The organism is Candidatus Tisiphia endosymbiont of Stenodema calcarata, from assembly GCF_964030695.1.
Taxonomy (GTDB): domain Bacteria; phylum Pseudomonadota; class Alphaproteobacteria; order Rickettsiales; family Rickettsiaceae; genus Tisiphia.
The window spans coordinates 1,132,995-1,150,165 of sequence record NZ_OZ034911.1 but is presented as its reverse complement, the minus strand read 5'-3'; the positions used below and the strand labels follow the sequence as shown (position 1 = coordinate 1,150,165).

The 17,171-nt window shown below is 32.8% G+C and carries 17 protein-coding genes, 2 tRNA genes, 1 other RNA gene and 2 pseudogenes; 12 read left to right on the top strand and 10 right to left on the bottom strand.

Annotation, left to right across the window (positions count from 1 at the left end; translation table 11 throughout):
* Positions 1-8 precede the first annotated feature (8 nt).
* The 6 genes and pseudogenes from ssrS to ACQH1W_RS05340 all read right to left on the bottom strand — a co-directional run.
* Positions 9-167, bottom strand: a non-coding RNA gene (ssrS, locus tag ACQH1W_RS05365) — 6S RNA.
* A 42-nt stretch (positions 168-209) separates the two neighbouring features.
* Complete coding sequence (locus ACQH1W_RS05360) at positions 210-527, bottom strand: cell division protein ZapA (protein WP_375332801.1); 318 nt, start codon at positions 525-527, stop codon at positions 210-212.
* A gap of 7 nt (positions 528-534) precedes the next feature.
* Positions 535-744, bottom strand: a complete 210-nt coding sequence (locus ACQH1W_RS05355; protein WP_341762569.1) for a hypothetical protein — start codon at positions 742-744, stop codon at positions 535-537.
* Positions 741-1,094, bottom strand: coding sequence for a helix-turn-helix domain-containing protein (locus ACQH1W_RS05350; RefSeq protein WP_342278283.1), 354 nt, complete (start codon positions 1,092-1,094; stop codon positions 741-743). Before ACQH1W_RS05350 ends, ACQH1W_RS05355 begins: the two co-directional genes overlap by 4 nt.
* Before the next feature lie 6 nt (positions 1,095-1,100).
* Positions 1,101-5,147 (bottom strand): annotated as a pseudogene (locus ACQH1W_RS05345) (NAD-glutamate dehydrogenase domain-containing protein); the annotation flags it as partial.
* Between the two features lie 540 nt (positions 5,148-5,687).
* Positions 5,688-6,158 (bottom strand): annotated as a pseudogene (locus tag ACQH1W_RS05340) (hypothetical protein); the annotation flags it as partial.
* Between the two features lie 207 nt (positions 6,159-6,365).
* Here ACQH1W_RS05340 and mnmE point away from each other — a divergent pair.
* From mnmE to ACQH1W_RS05290, 10 genes are all read left to right on the top strand, one after another.
* The gene (mnmE, locus tag ACQH1W_RS05335; protein WP_375332803.1) at positions 6,366-7,787 is read left to right on the top strand and encodes a tRNA uridine-5-carboxymethylaminomethyl(34) synthesis GTPase MnmE; all 1,422 of its coding nucleotides are present in this window, start codon (positions 6,366-6,368) and stop codon (positions 7,785-7,787) included.
* 3 nt (positions 7,788-7,790) lie between these two features.
* Complete coding sequence (locus ACQH1W_RS05330) at positions 7,791-8,735, top strand: tyrosine-type recombinase/integrase (RefSeq protein ID WP_425360979.1); 945 nt, start codon at positions 7,791-7,793, stop codon at positions 8,733-8,735.
* Positions 8,736-8,798: 63 nt separating this feature from the next.
* On the top strand, positions 8,799-9,218 hold the full coding sequence (dksA, locus tag ACQH1W_RS05325; protein WP_375332805.1) for an RNA polymerase-binding protein DksA: 420 nt from the start codon (positions 8,799-8,801) through the stop codon (positions 9,216-9,218).
* A gap of 80 nt (positions 9,219-9,298) precedes the next feature.
* Positions 9,299-9,535 carry a SemiSWEET family transporter gene (locus ACQH1W_RS05320; RefSeq protein ID WP_375332806.1) on the top strand — a complete coding sequence of 79 codons (237 nt, stop codon included), beginning with the start codon at positions 9,299-9,301 and terminating at the stop codon, positions 9,533-9,535.
* Between the two features lie 153 nt (positions 9,536-9,688).
* Positions 9,689-10,615: a hypothetical protein gene (locus ACQH1W_RS05315; protein WP_375332807.1), complete on the top strand. Its 927-nt coding sequence runs from the start codon at positions 9,689-9,691 to the stop codon at positions 10,613-10,615.
* 95 nt (positions 10,616-10,710) lie between these two features.
* Positions 10,711-10,881, top strand: a complete 171-nt coding sequence (gene rpmG, locus ACQH1W_RS05310; protein WP_341747615.1) for a 50S ribosomal protein L33 — start codon at positions 10,711-10,713, stop codon at positions 10,879-10,881.
* A gap of 14 nt (positions 10,882-10,895) precedes the next feature.
* Positions 10,896-11,231, top strand: coding sequence for a 30S ribosomal protein S16 (gene rpsP / locus ACQH1W_RS05305; RefSeq protein WP_341747616.1), 336 nt, complete (start codon positions 10,896-10,898; stop codon positions 11,229-11,231).
* 425 nt (positions 11,232-11,656) lie between these two features.
* A tRNA-Thr gene (locus tag ACQH1W_RS05300) sits at positions 11,657-11,731 on the top strand.
* Positions 11,732-11,745: 14 nt separating this feature from the next.
* Positions 11,746-13,500 carry an ABC transporter ATP-binding protein gene (locus ACQH1W_RS05295; protein WP_375332808.1) on the top strand — a complete coding sequence of 585 codons (1,755 nt, stop codon included), beginning with the start codon at positions 11,746-11,748 and terminating at the stop codon, positions 13,498-13,500.
* 134 nt (positions 13,501-13,634) lie between these two features.
* Positions 13,635-13,793, top strand: coding sequence for a hypothetical protein (locus ACQH1W_RS05290; RefSeq protein WP_341762562.1), 159 nt, complete (start codon positions 13,635-13,637; stop codon positions 13,791-13,793).
* A gap of 342 nt (positions 13,794-14,135) precedes the next feature.
* Here ACQH1W_RS05290 and ACQH1W_RS05285 read toward each other — a convergent pair whose 3' ends face one another.
* From ACQH1W_RS05285 to rpmF, 4 genes are all read right to left on the bottom strand, one after another.
* Positions 14,136-14,438 (bottom strand): MerR family transcriptional regulator, encoded by a 303-nt coding sequence (locus ACQH1W_RS05285; RefSeq protein WP_375332809.1) that lies wholly within the window; start codon positions 14,436-14,438, stop codon positions 14,136-14,138.
* A 318-nt stretch (positions 14,439-14,756) separates the two neighbouring features.
* Positions 14,757-15,044 (bottom strand): HU family DNA-binding protein, encoded by a 288-nt coding sequence (locus ACQH1W_RS05280; RefSeq protein ID WP_375332810.1) that lies wholly within the window; start codon positions 15,042-15,044, stop codon positions 14,757-14,759.
* Positions 15,038-15,991 (bottom strand): beta-ketoacyl-ACP synthase III, encoded by a 954-nt coding sequence (locus tag ACQH1W_RS05275; protein WP_425360978.1) that lies wholly within the window; start codon positions 15,989-15,991, stop codon positions 15,038-15,040. Before ACQH1W_RS05275 ends, ACQH1W_RS05280 begins: the two co-directional genes overlap by 7 nt.
* A 6-nt stretch (positions 15,992-15,997) precedes the next feature.
* Positions 15,998-16,198, bottom strand: coding sequence for a 50S ribosomal protein L32 (gene rpmF, locus ACQH1W_RS05270; protein WP_341751317.1), 201 nt, complete (start codon positions 16,196-16,198; stop codon positions 15,998-16,000).
* Between the two features lie 108 nt (positions 16,199-16,306).
* Between rpmF and ACQH1W_RS05265 the strand changes: the two genes are divergently transcribed.
* Complete coding sequence (locus ACQH1W_RS05265) at positions 16,307-16,768, top strand: outer membrane protein assembly factor BamE (protein ID WP_375331448.1); 462 nt, start codon at positions 16,307-16,309, stop codon at positions 16,766-16,768.
* A 273-nt stretch (positions 16,769-17,041) separates the two neighbouring features.
* A tRNA-Glu gene (locus ACQH1W_RS05260) sits at positions 17,042-17,116 on the top strand.
* Positions 17,117-17,171: the final 55 nt, after the last annotated feature.

Here is a 17,171-nt window from a genome sequence, read left to right as displayed (position 1 = left end):
GCCTAAAAAAATGAACCACTTTGGTCGTTGCCTAAAATCCTCAAAGAACCTGTATGTAAGGTGGAATCCATATATCTGTATAATAGATTCAGACAGGGACGGTTTCCTAATAATAAAAATTATAGTCCCGGGGCAATACGTTAAGCTCACGAACCAGGCAGCCCATTATATTTCAAACATTGATGTTTCATACACGGGATTATATAATATTACTTTCCAATCTTTCTCGCAAGGTCTTCTAAATATCCTGCTATAGTACTTAACGTTTCTGCAAATTTTTCTTCTTCGGGAGGTATATTAGCACCATCAATTTTAGCAATTTTGTTAGTCAAGTTTTGTACTTGTTCCTGTAAACTCAATGCAGACATAACTAATAATAGTTCAAATGATGCTGATGGGTTAACTTTTTTTATCTGAGCAATATTTTCATTCAATCTGGCTGCAAGATTGCATAATTCTTCTCTTGATCCTTCACTACATGCGAGTTGGAAAGTTTTGTTACCAAGTAGTATTGTTACTATAGACATCTTTATTTTATGTATTTTTATGTTTTATTGCTTCAAGTTCAGCAATATATACGGCTATTTGCTCAAGTATTTTTGCATAATTATCCCTGAGCTGTTTATTTTCATCCTGCAGTTTATTGATTTCTTCATGTTGCCTAGCGATCTTTGACAAGAGACCTTCAAGACCTTGGTCCACTTCTTGCATTAACTTAAGTAATAAATCATTAGTTATTTTCATTCAGATGATAATATTAAGTGATAAATTATTGGAATTATTATTAATATTAAAACAGAAATAATAATTAGTTGTTTTTTCCATTTATAGTCCAATATCATTGGATCTGACCTATTTCTGAGGTCAATATCTTTTGAAGATTCCTGCTTGTCTTTTTCACTGAGATTTACATCTATCCCTAAATAGTTTGAGTATAATTTAAGATAACCTTTTACATAAACTTCCGCTGGCATCGAACTAAAATCCTCCTCTTCAAGAGCTACCAAATATTGCTTCCTAATCTTCAAATAGCTAGATATTTCTTCAAGAGTTTTACCAGATTCTATTCTTGCTTGTTTTAGAGATGACGACATAACGCATTACTCAAGCTTACGCAAAAAAGTTTCAAATTTCTTGTTTGCTAAAATTAAAATATTTAAGTCAATAGTTTCTTGCAATCTAATTCCTTTTACAAAATCTAAAAAAATACATGCGGCATCTATATTATTATCAATCCATAACTCTAAATCAATATTTAATTTAGAGTTGTTAATTATTTTAGTCAATAATTGTCTTTGTTTATCATATAAGTCATCTTTTAATGATTGAATTGATAATCTATTCCAGTAGGAATCATTTAGTTGTTTATCACAAGATTTACGAAGCCAATCAATACTAAATTTATTACCAGTAGTGAAATATAAATTAGCAACATCATTATTTTTAGCTTTTGTCTTTTTTGCAATATATATTATATCAAAGACAGACACTAGGCTATCAAGAGTTGCAATCCTATGAGCTATTTCATCTGCCACTCCTGATAAAGTATATTGCTTAACTTTATTATCGAATTTATTTTTTGCTTCTCCTAAAAGAAGATTACCAACCACTTTACTAAGCATTCTAGCTGGTTCATAAAATTCATCAATGGTATTGCTAATATTGATAGGATGTTTTTTATGCTTTAGAAACCAAGAGATACCTCTACGCATAATTTTAGCAAGCTCAGTGAACATGTCAATTTTAACTTTATGATCTATATTACTTGCTAGAGATTCTACTATAGTCCATAGATTATCTAAATCAAAAATTTCACAGATAATAGTATACGAACGAACTATATCACAAAGAGCAGCCTGAGTTTCACGTTTTATAAGATTAAGTGATGGTCCGCCTAATTGATTGACAATTTTATTTGTTACAACGGTTCGAATAATTTCATGTTTAAGCGGATGAGCTAAAATTTCCTCACGGAACTTTTCTTGCATTAGTTTTGGAAAATAATTAATCAGATAAGATTCAAAATACTTATCTTTTGAAAATGTTGCTGTTATTAAATCATGATAGACTGAGCGTTTACTATAAGAAAGTAATACACAAAGCTCGGGGCGGGTCATACTTTCCTTATTAACTGTCCTTTTACTGAGTTCTTCCTGAGTTGGTAAGAACTCAACAGTTCTATTAATTAATTTTTCTTCTTCTAAAGTATCAATAAATTGGCTAAATATTCCGATAGTTGAAGTACTAGATAATTGCATTATATCAAGAGCCTGATTTTGCTTATAGTTATCAACTAGAACCAGTTCTTCGACGTGTTTTGTCATAGTAAATAAGAACTTATTACGTTCTTCTAAACTAATCTTCTTAGAGGACATAGCCTGATTAAGAGCAATTTTGATATTTACCTCATGATCCGAACAATCAACGCCAGCTGAATTATCAATGAAATCAGTATTTATTCTCCCACCTAGCTTGCTATACTCTATTCTACCTTGTTGTGATACACCAATATTTCCACCTTCTCCTATTACTTTAGCTCTGATATCTTTACCATTGACTCTAAGATTATCATTTGCCTTATCGCCTATCTCTAGGTGATTTTCCGTTGAAGCTTTTATATAGGTTCCTATACCGCCATTCCAAAGCAAATCAACTTCTGCTTGTAGGATAGCTCTAATCATATCTTCAGGAGATGATTCGTTAATGTCTAGTTTTAGCAATAACTTGGCTTCTAGGGATAATGATATAGACTTACTGCTTCTCTCAAAAACTCCGCCACCTTTTGAAATTAATTGTTGATTATAGTCAGACCAATTTGATGTCGGTAAATTGAATAGTCGCATACGTTCATTGAAACTAATAATTGGATCAGGTTGTGGGTCAATAAATATATGTTTATGATTAAATGCCGCAACAAGTTTTATGGTATTAGACCTAAGCATGCCATTACCAAAAACATCCCCAGACATATCGCCAATACCAACAACAGTAATAGGGTCTTTTTGTACATCAATACCCATAGCATGGAAATGGCTTGCTACAGAAATCCAAGCTCCCTTTGAGGTAATAGCCATTTTCTTATGATCATAACCTACTGATCCACCGGAAGCAAAAGCGTCGCCTAACCAAAAATTATATTCAGCCGACACACTATTTGCATAATCCGAGAACGTTGCCGTACCTTTATCGGCTGCAACCACTAGATATGGATCTTCTTGGTCGTAGATAATAGTATTTTTTGGCTGAATAACTTTACCATCAATTATATTGTCAGTGATATCAAGTAATCCACGAAGAAAATTTTTATAACACTGCACCACTTTGTCCATATAGTCTTGACGAGTCATATTATCATCAGTGAAATTAACGAAAAATCCACCTTTTGAGCCAACAGGTACAATAACTGAATTTTTGGTCATTTGTGCTTTCATTAGTCCTAATACTTCTACCCTATAATCCTCACCTCTATCAGACCATCTAATACCTCCGCGAGCGACGACGCCCCCTCGTAAATGAATAGCTTCAAAATCATTATCGTAAACAAATATTTCGGCAAATGGTACTGGCAAAGGCAGGTGAGGAACTTTTTGCGAGTCAAATTTAAAAGAAAAATAATTTTTACTGACTGTATTATGCTTGTTAGCTGAATTTTTTAAGTCATTAGAGCTAGGCTGATAACAGTTAGTTCTTACAATAGCTTCAATAATATCAAACATCTGTCTTAAAACCTTGTCCTCACTACTGCTAGTAATTGTATTAAGATAGTTAAAGATACTATCTTTTATAGTTTTTAAACGTATACTCTTCTGCTTTGAAGAATTGGTTTTTGCAAATACTTGCGGGGTATTCGCGTACTCACGTACTTCATGTACGCCTAGTTCGCTCACCCCTTGTTTGTTGTCCCCATTCTCCAAATCATTTGAGTATATATCTGAGAAATTTGTTGGATTAAATTTAGTATCAAACAAATCAACTAACATTTTAGTATATAAAAAATGCTTTATTAAGGTCAACTGAACATAGCCCTTGCCATAGATAAAGCCAGTTTGATGTAAATATCTAGTTAATGCTTTAACCAATTTAACTTGCCACCAATTAAAGCCCGATAATACTATTAATTTGCTCAAAGAATCATTAGCCAAAAGTCCAAGATATATCTTATCTAGAGCCTCTTCTACGTTTGCTTTAAGTAAATCAATATCACTTTTAATAGTTATCAATGCTTCGAGAGTGAACTCATATATCCAACTTTCTTCAATATAGTCAATTGATGAGAAGTTGGTGACGTCGTCACTCGTCGCTCGCCTATTACATATAGGCGTCGCTCCATCGCTCCTAGCACCAAATCCTCCTGAATTGACTATATCTCCTGCTCCTTTTATGGCAAAGCTTTGTTCATCTATAGCTTTGAATCCTAAATTTTCTATAGATGGTAGTAAGTCTGAGAGAGCTAATTTAGGCGTCGGGCTGTAAATTTTTAGCTGGAACTCTGTATTATTTATAACAATTAAATTAAATATCGGTTTGTGATAAATACTAGCCTCTTTTAAATACTCAATATCTATTAAAGCTGTTTGTCCATTAAATTTTTCTCTATAGTTGATAGGAAAAATTGGGTCAAAAAGCTTAAAATTTACCCCACCTTGGTATTCACCAAATTTTTTACATAACTCTTGGTAGAAATCTTCACTCCAACGAGTGGAGAGTTTATCTAATTCTTGCTCTATTAGTTCAACATCAAAATCAATATTCTTTTTACCCTGTACCTCCAACGTAACAAATAAATATGAAAAATTTTCTACTACTTCTGCAGTATAATCTGAAAGTATTAGACCACTAAGTATATTTGATAAATAATAATTTATGCTACTATGTACTTCTAGTGTCAAACGATCTCTTGGTAGAAATATTATGATATTAATAAACGAACCAGACCAATCTTGTTGAATAAATAATTTAAGTTTTTTACTCGTTATCCCTGAGAGTACATGTAAGCACATACAGTATAAATCACCTTCATCAATCTGTATCAAAGCTTCTTTAGGCAGAGATTGAATTATATTTTTAAGTTTCTTGGTATTATATCCACCAATCGGGAAAGCGGCTTTATCTACAACAAATTTTAGTTTTTGTCTCAGTATAGGAATATCAGTAACTAATTGATAATACATTGCAGAGCTATATAAGCCAAAAATTATACTACCTGAGTGATATTTTTTATCCTGATCAATTTTCTTAATTAAAATATAATCTACTAAGTTACTTCTATGTACCTTTGATAAGATATTAATTTTACCTAAAATAATTAGTTTATTTTCATGTAATGAATTTGCTGAGCGTTCGATAATATCAATAACCTCACCACTATCTTGCCATATCTTTTTGACCCCATCTTCTGATGAGAAGTCTTTAGAGGTGAGATCAAAGTTAATCATACCTAGGAAAGTAAAATTATCATCTTTTAACCAATCTAAGAAATTTGTAGATTCATGATAATCTAAATGATTGTCATTATATAATTGCTGATTATTTTGGATATCGTTTGAAATTAACGTCACTCTGTTTAAGATTTTAGACCATACATTATAAGTAGTATCTATCTGATCTAGAACTTCATTTAAAGCCATTTCCAAAGAGCTAATATCTTTTTGATCAAAACCCCCTAGAATAGTGATATGGACTAAAGATTCCACTCTATCTTTCTTTATATCCAATATTTCTTGTAAGTGACCATCATTGTTCCTTACACAAGCTATAATAGGATGAAGTAAAAATTTAGCTTTTAAACTTAGGCTTGTTAATAAACAAATGATCGAATCAACTATAAATGATTTGTCATCATTCAGTAGCAGAATATTAATTGCAGGATCATTTTCAATTACTGTACTGACAATCTGCAACTTTCTTTTATCAGGCTGTTTTTCTTGAAAGAACTGAAAGGCATTATTTATAAACTCACCAAATAATTCTTGTCTATCTCTAAATCTATAGTCTACAGGGATATAAACTAGAAATTTTTGTACAAACTTACTATAAAGAGGGGTGCTATAAAGTGGATTCCCACTTTTTGTTGTACTTAGTGATAAAATTTCTGATTTATAATTAGGCACTTGACAAGTAAGCTTACTCAAAGCTAAAGATGTCTTTTCTATTGTCATAGTTGTTACCAAACTTTATAATTGTTGCAATAGAGATATACTCTTCTGCTTTGAAGAATTGTTTTTTGAAAATATCATGGATTCGCATGCTCATGTACTAATATGTACACTCCGCTTGCTCACCATTCATTTTCAAATCCAATACTTCAAATCATTTGAGTATAGTATAATTAAATAAATTACTTAAGCAAGAGGATCACTGCCATCGTGGAAACTATTTTTGCTCAAAGCTCTAAACCAGGAAAAGCTGGTGTTGCAGTCTTTCGTATCTCTGGGCCTAAAAGCCTATTTGCCTTAAAACACCTGCTTAAGAATAATAATATAGAGTTTGTTCCGAGAATTATGTATTGTAAAAAGCTCATAAATCCTAAAAATCAAGAATTAATTGATGATGCAGTTGTAGCATATTTTCAAGCTCCAGCTAGCTTCACTGGAGAAGATGTAGTGGAGATATACACACATGGCAGCATAGCAATTGCTGTCATGTTAAGTGAAGCATTGTTAACCATAGATGGTTTAAGGATTGCAGAGCCTGGGGAATTCACCCGTAGGGCGTTTTTAAATGGCAAATTTGATTTAACTGCTGCAGAAGGTATTGCCGATTTAATTGAAGCTGAAACTGTTTGGCAACATAGGCAGGCACTTAAGCAAGTTGGTGGAGAACTTGAAGAACTTTATAATGGATGGAGACAAACTTTACTTACCATTATTGGCTTACTTGAAGCTTATATCGATTTCCCTGATGAAGATATTCCACAAGAAATATTAAATAGGGTTATGACTATTAGTGCTGATCTTAAATATGCTATAATAAAACACCTTAACGATAATAGACGAGGGGAGTTACTACGAACTGGAATCAAATTGACTATTTTAGGAACTCCTAATGTTGGTAAATCTAGTTTACTTAATTTTTTGATGCAAAGAGACGTTGCTATTGTATCAAACATTGAAGGTACAACTCGTGATATAATTGAGGGGCATCTAGATATAGGAGGATACCCAATTATATTACAAGATACGGCTGGTATAAGGTCTAGTAATGATCTAATAGAGCTAGAAGGTATCAAACGTGCAGTTGAGTCAGCAAAAATGGCTGATATCAAAATAATTATGCTTGATGCTATAAAGTTAAGCAACTCACCCTCATATTTTGAGGAGATGGCTGATATTATAGATTTAATAGATGATAATACCATAATGCTGGTCAATAAAATTGATCTTTTGGATAAAAGTTTGGGGTATTGTCAACCTGCTTCAGTGCGGGATCTAGATTCCCGCCTATGCGGGAATGATATCATGAAAGATAGATTGCTGCCATTAAACAAGAATTATTTAAAAATCTCTATAAAAGAAAAAATAGGACTGGATATTTTATTAAAGGAAATCGAAAATATTGCTCATAATATAGCGGGTTTAACCGAATCGCCGCATATTACTAGACAACGTCAACGAGCCTGTATAGAAAAAGCGTTGGAATATTTAGAAAATTTTAATATTGAAAATGACTTAGTGCTAGCCACAGAAGATGTTAGAATGGCTATCAGAAGTTTAAGTAATGTTACTGGTAAGATTAGTGTTGAAGAAGTGTTAGGAGAGATATTTAGTAATTTTTGTATAGGTAAATAATCAATGATTCAGAAAAAAGCACAAGAAGTATTAGAGCTAATAGATAAATGGCAAAAATATCTGAAATTACAAAAAAATTGTTCAGAACATACCATAATTTCTTATAAGAATGATTTAGAACATTTTCTGAATTTTATGACTCACTATAATTCTGAAATCATAACCATTAGTTCTATAAGGCAAGTTGACATAAGATTAGTACGGAGCTGGCTTTCTAAAAGACAACAAGATAATTACCTAACAGCTTCTAATTCTAGAAGTTTATCTGCTATAAAGAATTTTTATAAATATCTAGAGAAGACTGCTAATATCACTTGTCATGCAATTTTCTCCGTCAAAAACCCTAGGAAAGCTAAAATATTACCGAAATCTTTATCGCAGTCAGATGCTCAATTATCCATTGAACATATTGATGATTTTGCTGATTTAGAATGGGTGGAGTTAAGAAATAAAGCCCTTTTAGTGCTTATTTATGCTGCTGGTCTTAGAATATCCGAAGCATTATCTATGACTACATCTCATTTACAAAACTTAGATTTTATAAAAATAACAGGGAAGGGCAGAAAAGAACGGATAATACCATGGACGCCAGTTGCTAGAAATCTAATAGAACAATATTTGAGTAAATTACCTTATAGTATAGATGAAAAAGACCCGATATTTCGAGGTAAAATGGGTAAAAAATTACAAGCTCCAGTATTTAATTGTGAACTGATAAAATTACGTCGCTTCTATGGATTATCAGAACATTTATCAGCTCATTCCTTTAGACATAGTTTTGCCACGCACTTACTTGAGAATGGAGCAGAGTTAAGGTCTATTCAGGAATTACTTGGGCATAAAAGTTTGTCAACTACCCAGCGTTATACTAAAATTAGTCTAAAACATTTGGAAAATATTTATAATAATGCTCACCCAATATCAAAATCTAAAGGGGAAGTATTATAATCTTCTTGCCATGCTTTTTAATTATAGGTTATATTATCCCATGTTTGAATATGAGAAGCCTGTATGTCTAAAATTATTTTGCTAAAAGGGTATAAACCTTCCAATAATGAAGAATATATGAATCCTCAACAGTTAGAATATTTTAGACAAAAACTCCTTGAGTGGAAAAGTTCTTTACTAGAGGAATCACGAGAAACCTTAACCCATCTCAAGGAAGAAAATTGGAATGAGCCGGATTTAAATGATCGTGCGTCAATTGAAACGGATACAGCAATTGAACTTAGAACAAGAGATAGGTATCGTAAGCTTCTTGATAAAATCGAAGAAGCTTTGGTAAGGATAGAAAAAAATGAATATGGTTATTGTGAAGAAACTGGAGAGCCAATTGGCTTAAAACGTCTAGAGGCAAGACCAGTTGCAACTTTGTGTATTGAAGCACAAGAGCGACATGAGAGTTATGAGAAACAGCATATAGATATTTAGGTTCTAATAGTTAAATAGGTGCATATATTGCATATACAGAGAAAACAAAAAATAAACTAGTTATTTTTTTTGATAGATATATGATATTTGCTGGTACAATGGGTCAATATTTATTTTATACTCAGGCCTATAAAATTTTTACTACTAAGAGTGCAGATGACTTATCTCTTGATGGTTTTCTTGTGATAATTATTGTTACTTTGAGTTGGTTAATTTATGGTATAATCCACCATAACATTACAATCATTGTTGCTCAAATAGTTGGATTAGTAGGAATGATAATGGTGGTGATTGGTATATTGCTTTATGCTTCTTGAATTCGGTCTTGGGATAAATTAAGGACGATAAACAATTGAACCAAAAGCTATTTGACATAATTTACAATAATACTTGCAATCAAAATATATATTCGGTACAATATAAAATCCGTTTACTACGGTGTAAATTTATAAAAAAATTAGATAATAATTATGTCAAAACATACAGAAAAAATAAGTAAAGTATTTTATATAGAGGTTGATTTTGCCACTAAAGAAGAGGTAAAAGAATCAAAACCACAAATGAATATTACTATGAATGGTCAAAAAATGACTTTAGAGAAATTTAATCAGATCTACGGGGTTAAAAGAACTGAAGAAGATAAGCAAAAAGATCAGGAAAATGAGATCGATACAGAAGAATATCTTCTTAAAGTAAAATCTAAAAATGATACCCTAAAACTAATATATCAAGAGCAAGGGATACCTTTTGTTTCTTATATTACAGATACTAATCATTTTTCTTTAGAAGAATATCAAGAAAAAATTAAATCATTAGATTCAGATAGTTTACTTCTTATTGATATACACGGATCAGTTACTACAGAAAATGATCTTGAAACACTAGGGCTATATTTAAATAGTATAGATGACCAAACCCCTGTAAGAAAAATTATTCCAACAAATCTTTCCCCAAATATAGTGTTTATTTCTTGTCATGGTGGCAGTATTTATAGTGCATCATATGAAAATATTTTTAGTTCAACTTCTCGTGTAATAACTTTATCTAAAAGCAATGAACCAACAAAATCAGATCCTAGAGCTGTTGCTGGATTATTCAGAGATGCAACAACTATGGAAGAAATATTAAAAAATTTATTATTAACAGAGGAGAAATACATCTGTTCTTCAGCTGGAATAGGTTTTGGTTCAAAATATCATATAATTTTTGACAAAAAGGCTCTCAATGTACAAGTAATTGAGAATAGTACCGGTGAAATAAAAGAGACTTTTGCCCCAAACCCAAATGAAAATTGGTTTGGTATATTAAATGATTACCATAATAATCAAGCTCATGAGAACATAATGGAATCAAATATTTTAGGACAGACCTCTGATTCTCCAATGGATACTTATTGATACACAAAAGCTATTTTACTCTTGACTATTTGCCAGCTTACTTTTATTATGACCAGCAGTTTATTTTATAAATAATACAAAAAGGTCTGATAGTTGTGGCTAAAAAAAATAAGAATGTTTTGGTAAGACTTGTTAGTACAGCTGGTACAGGGTATTTTTTGGTAAAGAAACGCAACCCTAAAACTCAAACTGAGAAGTTATCATTTAAGAAGTATGATCCTGTAGTCAGGAAGCATGTTCCTTTTAAAGAAGAAAAGATTAAATAGTGAAATAGAGGTATATGGCAACAAAAATTCGTTTGGCAAGAGGTGGGGCAAAGAAGCGTCCTCATTATAGAGTAGTTGTAGCTAATGCAACAGCTCCTAGGGATGGTGATTTTTTGGAGAAAGTAGGTACTTATGACCCAATGCTTGTCAGAGGTGATGCAAATCGTGTGGTTCTAAAATCTGATCGTATAGAATATTGGTTAAGTACGGGTGCTCAGCCTACAGATCGTGTTGCTAGGTTTATTGAAGAAGCTGGTATATTACTTCCGGCATCAATCAAAAAGAAAATGGAAGTTAAAATTAAGAATCGTAAAATAAAACCTCCTAAGAAAGAGTCAAAAAAAGCTTAGGGTGGATAAAAACATGCTCCCCGTGAGGTATAACTGTTGAAAGTTGAGAAATCGTCATTGCGAGCGAACGTACGTGAGCGTGGCAATCCATGAAGTTTGTCATATAGATTGCTTCGTCGACCTACGGTCTCCTCGCTAATAGACGATTTTTAAACTTTCAACAGTTATGGTGTACATATAACTCGATAATCAAGTTTTTATTAAGTTATATAATTCATGGCAGTGTAAAAGTCATGAAAAGAAGTCGAAAATATGTCATTCCCGCGTAGGTAGCGGAATCTAAAAATACAAAAACACCTTAGACTTAAAGGCTTTTGAGAACCCCGCCGTAGCTCGGATGACATAAACTACCATGAATTGTAGTCTTCAGAAAAAAACTTGATTATCGAGTAGTAGGTGCTTGACTTTAGAGCTTTTTCTTATTTGCCGGATTAGCTCAGTGGTAGAGCAACCGCCTTGTAAGCGGTAGGTCGTCAGTTCAAATCCGACATCCGGCACCAGCTATTTAATAATTATGTTTGCAATACATAAGACAATTCCTTATAGATTTATCAGTTACTTAAAGCTCTATAAATTAGATCTAGCAATTGTTATGTTGGCCTTATTATGTGTGTCAATTTCGTTGCTAGCAATAGGTAGTAGTTTTAGACAGTTAATTGATAATGGTCTAAAAACACATTATCTGCAGTCAATTGATCAATCGATATTATATATTACTATTTTAATAGTAATTTTTAGTGTAGGTAGTTTTTTCCGTTCTTATTTCATTAATAATATTGCTGAAAAAATCGTGAGTACAATTAGGCAAGAAGCTTACAGTAATATAATTAATTTTGATATTGCTTGTTTTGAAGAGCTAAAAATTGGTGATATCATCTCCCGCCTGACTATAGATATAGAACTTATCTCCAAGTTGATTATCAATTTTCTCTCTTTCTTTGTTCGTAACTCAATAATGCTAATTGGTGGAATTATATTGATGTTCTTTCAGAGTCCTAAACTCTCTGTGATTGTCATTACCATTATACCATTATTATTGTTACCACTAATAAAATTTGGCAAATATGTAAGAAATTTATCAAAAAATGCTCTTAAGTCGCAAGCCAATATTGCAGTTAATTTAGAAGAAACTGTATCAAATATTTGCACGATACAAGCTTTTAATCAGCAGGCAAATAAAATAGCTGATTTCAATAGGCAAATTTCTGATTATTTAAAGCATACGGCAGATCGCTTAAAAATCCGTTCTATATTTTTCGCGATAGCTATTTCAGTTATACTATTCTCTATCACTATAGTTATATGGGTAGGTAGCAGAGATATAGTACATGGCAATTTATCATCAGGTCAGATGATATCATTTATTTATTACGCTATAATCGCCGGTATGAGCAGCGGGGGTATTTTTGAGCTTCTAAGTGAGGTACACTCATCTCTTGTAGCTTCAGAAAGGGTTTTTGCTCTTATAGATTATTCTTCTAAAAATCAACACACCAATATCCAGATATGTGATTATCAAGATAATAAGACTTCTAGGATTATAGAGTTTGAAAATGTAAGCTTTATATATCCATCAAGATTAGATAGTTTAGTTATAGATGATCTGTCATTTAAAATAGATAGAGGTAAATTTATTGGTATAGTTGGCAGATCAGGTGCTGGTAAAAGTACCATGATGCAGTTAATGTTAAAATTTTATTTTCCTAAAAAAGGGATTATTAGAATTGCCAAGCAAGATATATCAAAGACTAATGACCAGCAGATAAGGCGTATGATTGCCTATGTGCCACAGGATTCAAGTATTTTCTCTGGTACGATTAGGTCAAATATCGTTTTTGCTAAACCGGATGCTAGTGAAGAAGAAATAATAAAAGCAGCTAATAATACCGGAATAATGGATTTTGTTCAAAATCTTCAAGAAGGACTAGATACTGAAATTGGTGAGAAGGGCATTAAATTATCTGGAGGACAGAAACAACGAATAGCTATTAGTAGGGCAATTCTATATAACCCGGAGATTTTACTTCTAGATGAAGCAATGAGTGCTTTAGATAGCGAGAGTGAACAAAAATTACTAGATAGATTACAAAAAATAATGAAAGATAAAACGATATTATCTATCGCTCATCGTATTTCAAGTATAGAGCAGGCTGACGAAATTTTGGTAATTGATCATGGACGGTTAATTGCAAGGGATACTCACGCTAAACTGCTTGAGAAATGTGAAACTTATAAAATAATTTGCAAAGAACAGTCAATAAACTTGTAAAAATGTGAACCAAAATGACACAGAGTTATTACATTAATAATATATTTTATAATAAAGGGTAATTCTACTTATTATTTGACTTGAATATTACGGAGTTTAAGCTAGAATCACCAATACAAAAAATGAGGTTTATTATGAAAAATTTATTAACTATTATTCTAACTTTAGCTTTCTCTATTTCTGCTTTTGCTGCAGCGACTCCTGAGAAAAAAGACCCGCAGCAAGATGAAGTGAACGTGGATGAAAACAACATGAACAAGAAAGAAACGAAGAAAGAAGAAGTGAAGAAATAAATCCCTGTTTTCTAAGGCTGGTGTGGAGTTTTTCTATGCCAGCTTTTTTGTAATATGATTATTAATCGTATTCAGTCTTTTCAAACCTCAGTTTTGGATTAATTTCATTAATCCAAAATTGAGGTTACTAACGTCAAAGCGATGTCATCCCCGCGTATTGCTGCTACAACTGTTGAAAGTTAAAAAAAATCGTCTATTAGCGAGGAGACCGTAGGTCGACGAAGCATCTATATGACAAGCTTCATGGGGATCCACGCTCACGTACGTTCGCTCACAATGACGGTTTAAGCCTTACAACAGTGCTTTGCTAATAGACGATTTTTTTAACTTTCAACAGTATTTTTATCTAGAAATAATTCGCTGGATAGTCAACGATAAGTCATAAAAATTTTTGATCAGGCAATCAATTTTATTTATTTGATTATGGGATAGTTTTGAGATAATAGGCTGCGATTCTATCTGTATATTCTTGGTTGTCATATGGGCTCTCAAATATTCAATATCTTGTCTTGTATAATATCGTCTGTTACGTATCTTATGTATAGTTAGATTTGGTAGTAGCCGCTCTAGATATCTTAGCTGGTGAGAGTGAATATTTAGAAGTTTTGTTACTTCACCAATGGAGTAATATTTTTTATTCTGCATTTTTAATAGACCTCTTGCATAATTCTACTTCTGCTGGTATACGCTACTGCTATTTTTTTTAACCCCTTACCTACGCAGGGGTGGCATCCGCATAACTGTTGAAAGTTAAAATCGTCATCGCGATGAGGCAAGCCCTAAACCGTCTATTAGCGAGAAGCTGCTTACAGCGGCTTCGTGGCAATCTTGTGAAGGAGAGCTTGACTATCATGAGATCGCCACGACGCCTGTGGCGTCTCGCAATGACGATTTTAACTTTCAACAGTTGTGGGTGATATCCGAAGGGGCAGGGGTGACATCCTAGGCTATTAAACCGATGTCTTAGTTAATTAATAATTTTAACTTTTTAGCTGGTATAAAACGCATTACCTCTTTTGCTGGAATTATCACTATCTCTTTTGTATGAAAATTTATGCCAGGCCTAGGTTTTTTTGTGCTAGTACAAAAGCTTCCAAAACCTGTTAACGTCAATCTTTGATTGCTTGCCATTAGCTGAATATTCTTAAATATTTGATCGACTATTTCCTCGCATATAATACTTGATAGCCCTAGATTAGATTTTAATATGTGAGCAATTTTTTCTCTAGTAATAGTCTTAGTTGTTACCATCTGATTAAAACCGATCCCCAAGTTATTCCAGCACCGATAGCTGTAAAAAGGAGTATATCACCTTTTTTGATATTAGCATAAGATTTAAGAGAAGCGAGGGCTAAAGGGATTGAAGCAGCAGAACAATTGGCATGTTCTGCAACCGTTTTTACTACTTTACTTGGATTAATTTTTAGTCTCTCTATAATTGCATCTATAATCCTTATATTTGCCTGATGTGGAATAAAATAGTTAACATCATCTATGGTAAAATTATTATTATGTAATATGTCTTCAGCGGATTTGCTCATTTTTTCTACTGCATGCCTAAAAACTTCTCGCCCTTTCATTTTTATTTTACCGCTTTTGCCATCTGTACTTACACCACCATCAGTGTAAAGAATATCAAAATAACGACCATCCGAGTAAATATTACTATCTATTATACCAGAACTATCCTCACTATATTGCAGAATTATAGTACCAGCACCATCACCGAATAAGACGCAAGTAGTTCTATCGCTCCAATCTAGTAGAGACGACATTTTTTCAGCACCGACCAGTAATATTGTCCTATATTTTCTAGATTTAATCAAAGAGTCAGCAACATGTAAACCATATACAAAACCCGAACATACCGCTTGGAGATCAAATGAAGGTACATTATTAAGCCCAAGATAACCTTGTAACTTAGAAGCTATAGAAGGAAAACTATTATCTGGAGTAGTGCTGCAGGTAATTATCAAATCTATAGATGATGCCTTTAACCCAGCATCATCTAGAGCATTCTGACTGGCTTTAAGAGCTAAATGTGACGTATATTCATCGTTCCCGGCAATGTGCCTTTGTAATATACCCGTCCTTGAGCGAATCCATTCATCGTTGGTATCAACCGATAACGATAATTCTGCATTGCTAACAATACGTTCCGGCAAATATGCACCGCACCCAAGAATTTTACAAGCCATATTGGTTTATGCTACTTCTTCATCTTTTTCTTCTTTCTTCACAATAACTTGACGACCATTATATGTGCCATCAGCTAAAGATATATGATGAGGAAGTTTATATTCTCCTGTTTGAGAATCTACTACTACATTAATCTTACCAAGTGCAAGATGAGAGCGTCTCATATTACGTCTTGATTTTGATGTTTTCTTCTTTGGAACTGCCATATAGCCTCTTAAAAATTATACTTAATCTGTGAAAAAGTGTTTGTCAAATCGATGAAGCAGTATATTATACTTCCATTGCAAAATCTAGGTATTTCAAACATAAATTTTATGAAATTTTTTATAATTCGGACTTTTCTTGTTTCATCAATATTCTTTACATTATGTAGTTGTCAAACTATAGAATCAAGAGGGCAGTATGTGGATGATAATTTATTACCTACGCTTGAGGAGAGGAGGCTTAGTAAATCCGAGGTAAAAGATTTAATTGGCACACCAACAATTATACCTGACTATACACCTAATACTTGGTATTATGTTCAACGTTCTTTAGCTAGGAGAGCATGGTTTAAACCAAAAGTGATTGAACAAAGAATAGTAAGAATTACTTTTAATAAAAATGATATAATTGAAGAAGTTCTACTACTTAATGACTCACATAAAGATGATATAATGTTAATTAAAGAATATACGAAAACTTATGGTACAGAATTAAATGGGCTACAAAAGTTTGTAAAAAATATTGGTAGGTTCAATAAAACTACCGACGGAAAAAATAAGAAAAAACGATAAAATCATACTTGCAATATTTCATAGATACTGTATAAACTAGAACGCTCTGATTCTGAGAATATAGATAGGCTATAGCTAACCCGAGAATGTTTTAGTTGCATGTTGATATCTTAGTTAAAAGTATGTCATTCCTGCGTAGGTAGCGGAATCTAAAAAATAGCATATAAGGTATAGCTAGACCGAAAGAGTTTTAGCCAAAAACCGTCATTGCGAGGAGGCGATGACAGTCTTTTGGCTAAAATTTTCTCGGGTTAGCTATGCCAAAAAGTTTATGGCTCCTTCGTCTAGTGGTTAGGACGTTACCCTTTCACGGTGAAAACACGGGTTCGAGTCCCGTAGGGGTCACCAGTATCTTGATGTGGTAAAAATGATGTCATCCTTGCGTAGACTTTGCCAACGTGGA

What these genes read in the sequence shown, in the direction of transcription:
- ACQH1W_RS05280 (WP_375332810.1), bottom strand. Translation starts at nt 15,044, where the DNA reads ATGGTAACAACTAAGACTATTACTAGAGAAAAAATTGCTCACATATTA.
- ACQH1W_RS05330 (WP_425360979.1), top strand. Translation starts at nt 7,791, where the DNA reads ATGATTCAGAAAAAAGCACAAGAAGTATTAGAGCTAATAGATAAATGG.
- rpsP (WP_341747616.1), top strand. Translation starts at nt 10,896, where the DNA reads ATGGCAACAAAAATTCGTTTGGCAAGAGGTGGGGCAAAGAAGCGTCCT.
- ACQH1W_RS05290 (WP_341762562.1), top strand. Translation starts at nt 13,635, where the DNA reads ATGAAAAATTTATTAACTATTATTCTAACTTTAGCTTTCTCTATTTCT.
- ACQH1W_RS05350 (WP_342278283.1), bottom strand. Translation starts at nt 1,094, where the DNA reads ATGTCGTCATCTCTAAAACAAGCAAGAATAGAATCTGGTAAAACTCTT.
- ACQH1W_RS05265 (WP_375331448.1), top strand. Translation starts at nt 16,307, where the DNA reads ATGAAATTTTTTATAATTCGGACTTTTCTTGTTTCATCAATATTCTTT.
- ACQH1W_RS05355 (WP_341762569.1), bottom strand. Translation starts at nt 744, where the DNA reads ATGAAAATAACTAATGATTTATTACTTAAGTTAATGCAAGAAGTGGAC.
- ACQH1W_RS05315 (WP_375332807.1), top strand. Translation starts at nt 9,689, where the DNA reads ATGTCAAAACATACAGAAAAAATAAGTAAAGTATTTTATATAGAGGTT.
- ACQH1W_RS05295 (WP_375332808.1), top strand. Translation starts at nt 11,746, where the DNA reads ATGTTTGCAATACATAAGACAATTCCTTATAGATTTATCAGTTACTTA.
- ACQH1W_RS05285 (WP_375332809.1), bottom strand. Translation starts at nt 14,438, where the DNA reads ATGCAGAATAAAAAATATTACTCCATTGGTGAAGTAACAAAACTTCTA.
- ACQH1W_RS05320 (WP_375332806.1), top strand. Translation starts at nt 9,299, where the DNA reads ATGATATTTGCTGGTACAATGGGTCAATATTTATTTTATACTCAGGCC.
- dksA (WP_375332805.1), top strand. Translation starts at nt 8,799, where the DNA reads ATGTCTAAAATTATTTTGCTAAAAGGGTATAAACCTTCCAATAATGAA.
- rpmF (WP_341751317.1), bottom strand. Translation starts at nt 16,198, where the DNA reads ATGGCAGTTCCAAAGAAGAAAACATCAAAATCAAGACGTAATATGAGA.
- ACQH1W_RS05360 (WP_375332801.1), bottom strand. Translation starts at nt 527, where the DNA reads ATGTCTATAGTAACAATACTACTTGGTAACAAAACTTTCCAACTCGCA.
- ACQH1W_RS05275 (WP_425360978.1), bottom strand. Translation starts at nt 15,991, where the DNA reads ATGGCTTGTAAAATTCTTGGGTGCGGTGCATATTTGCCGGAACGTATT.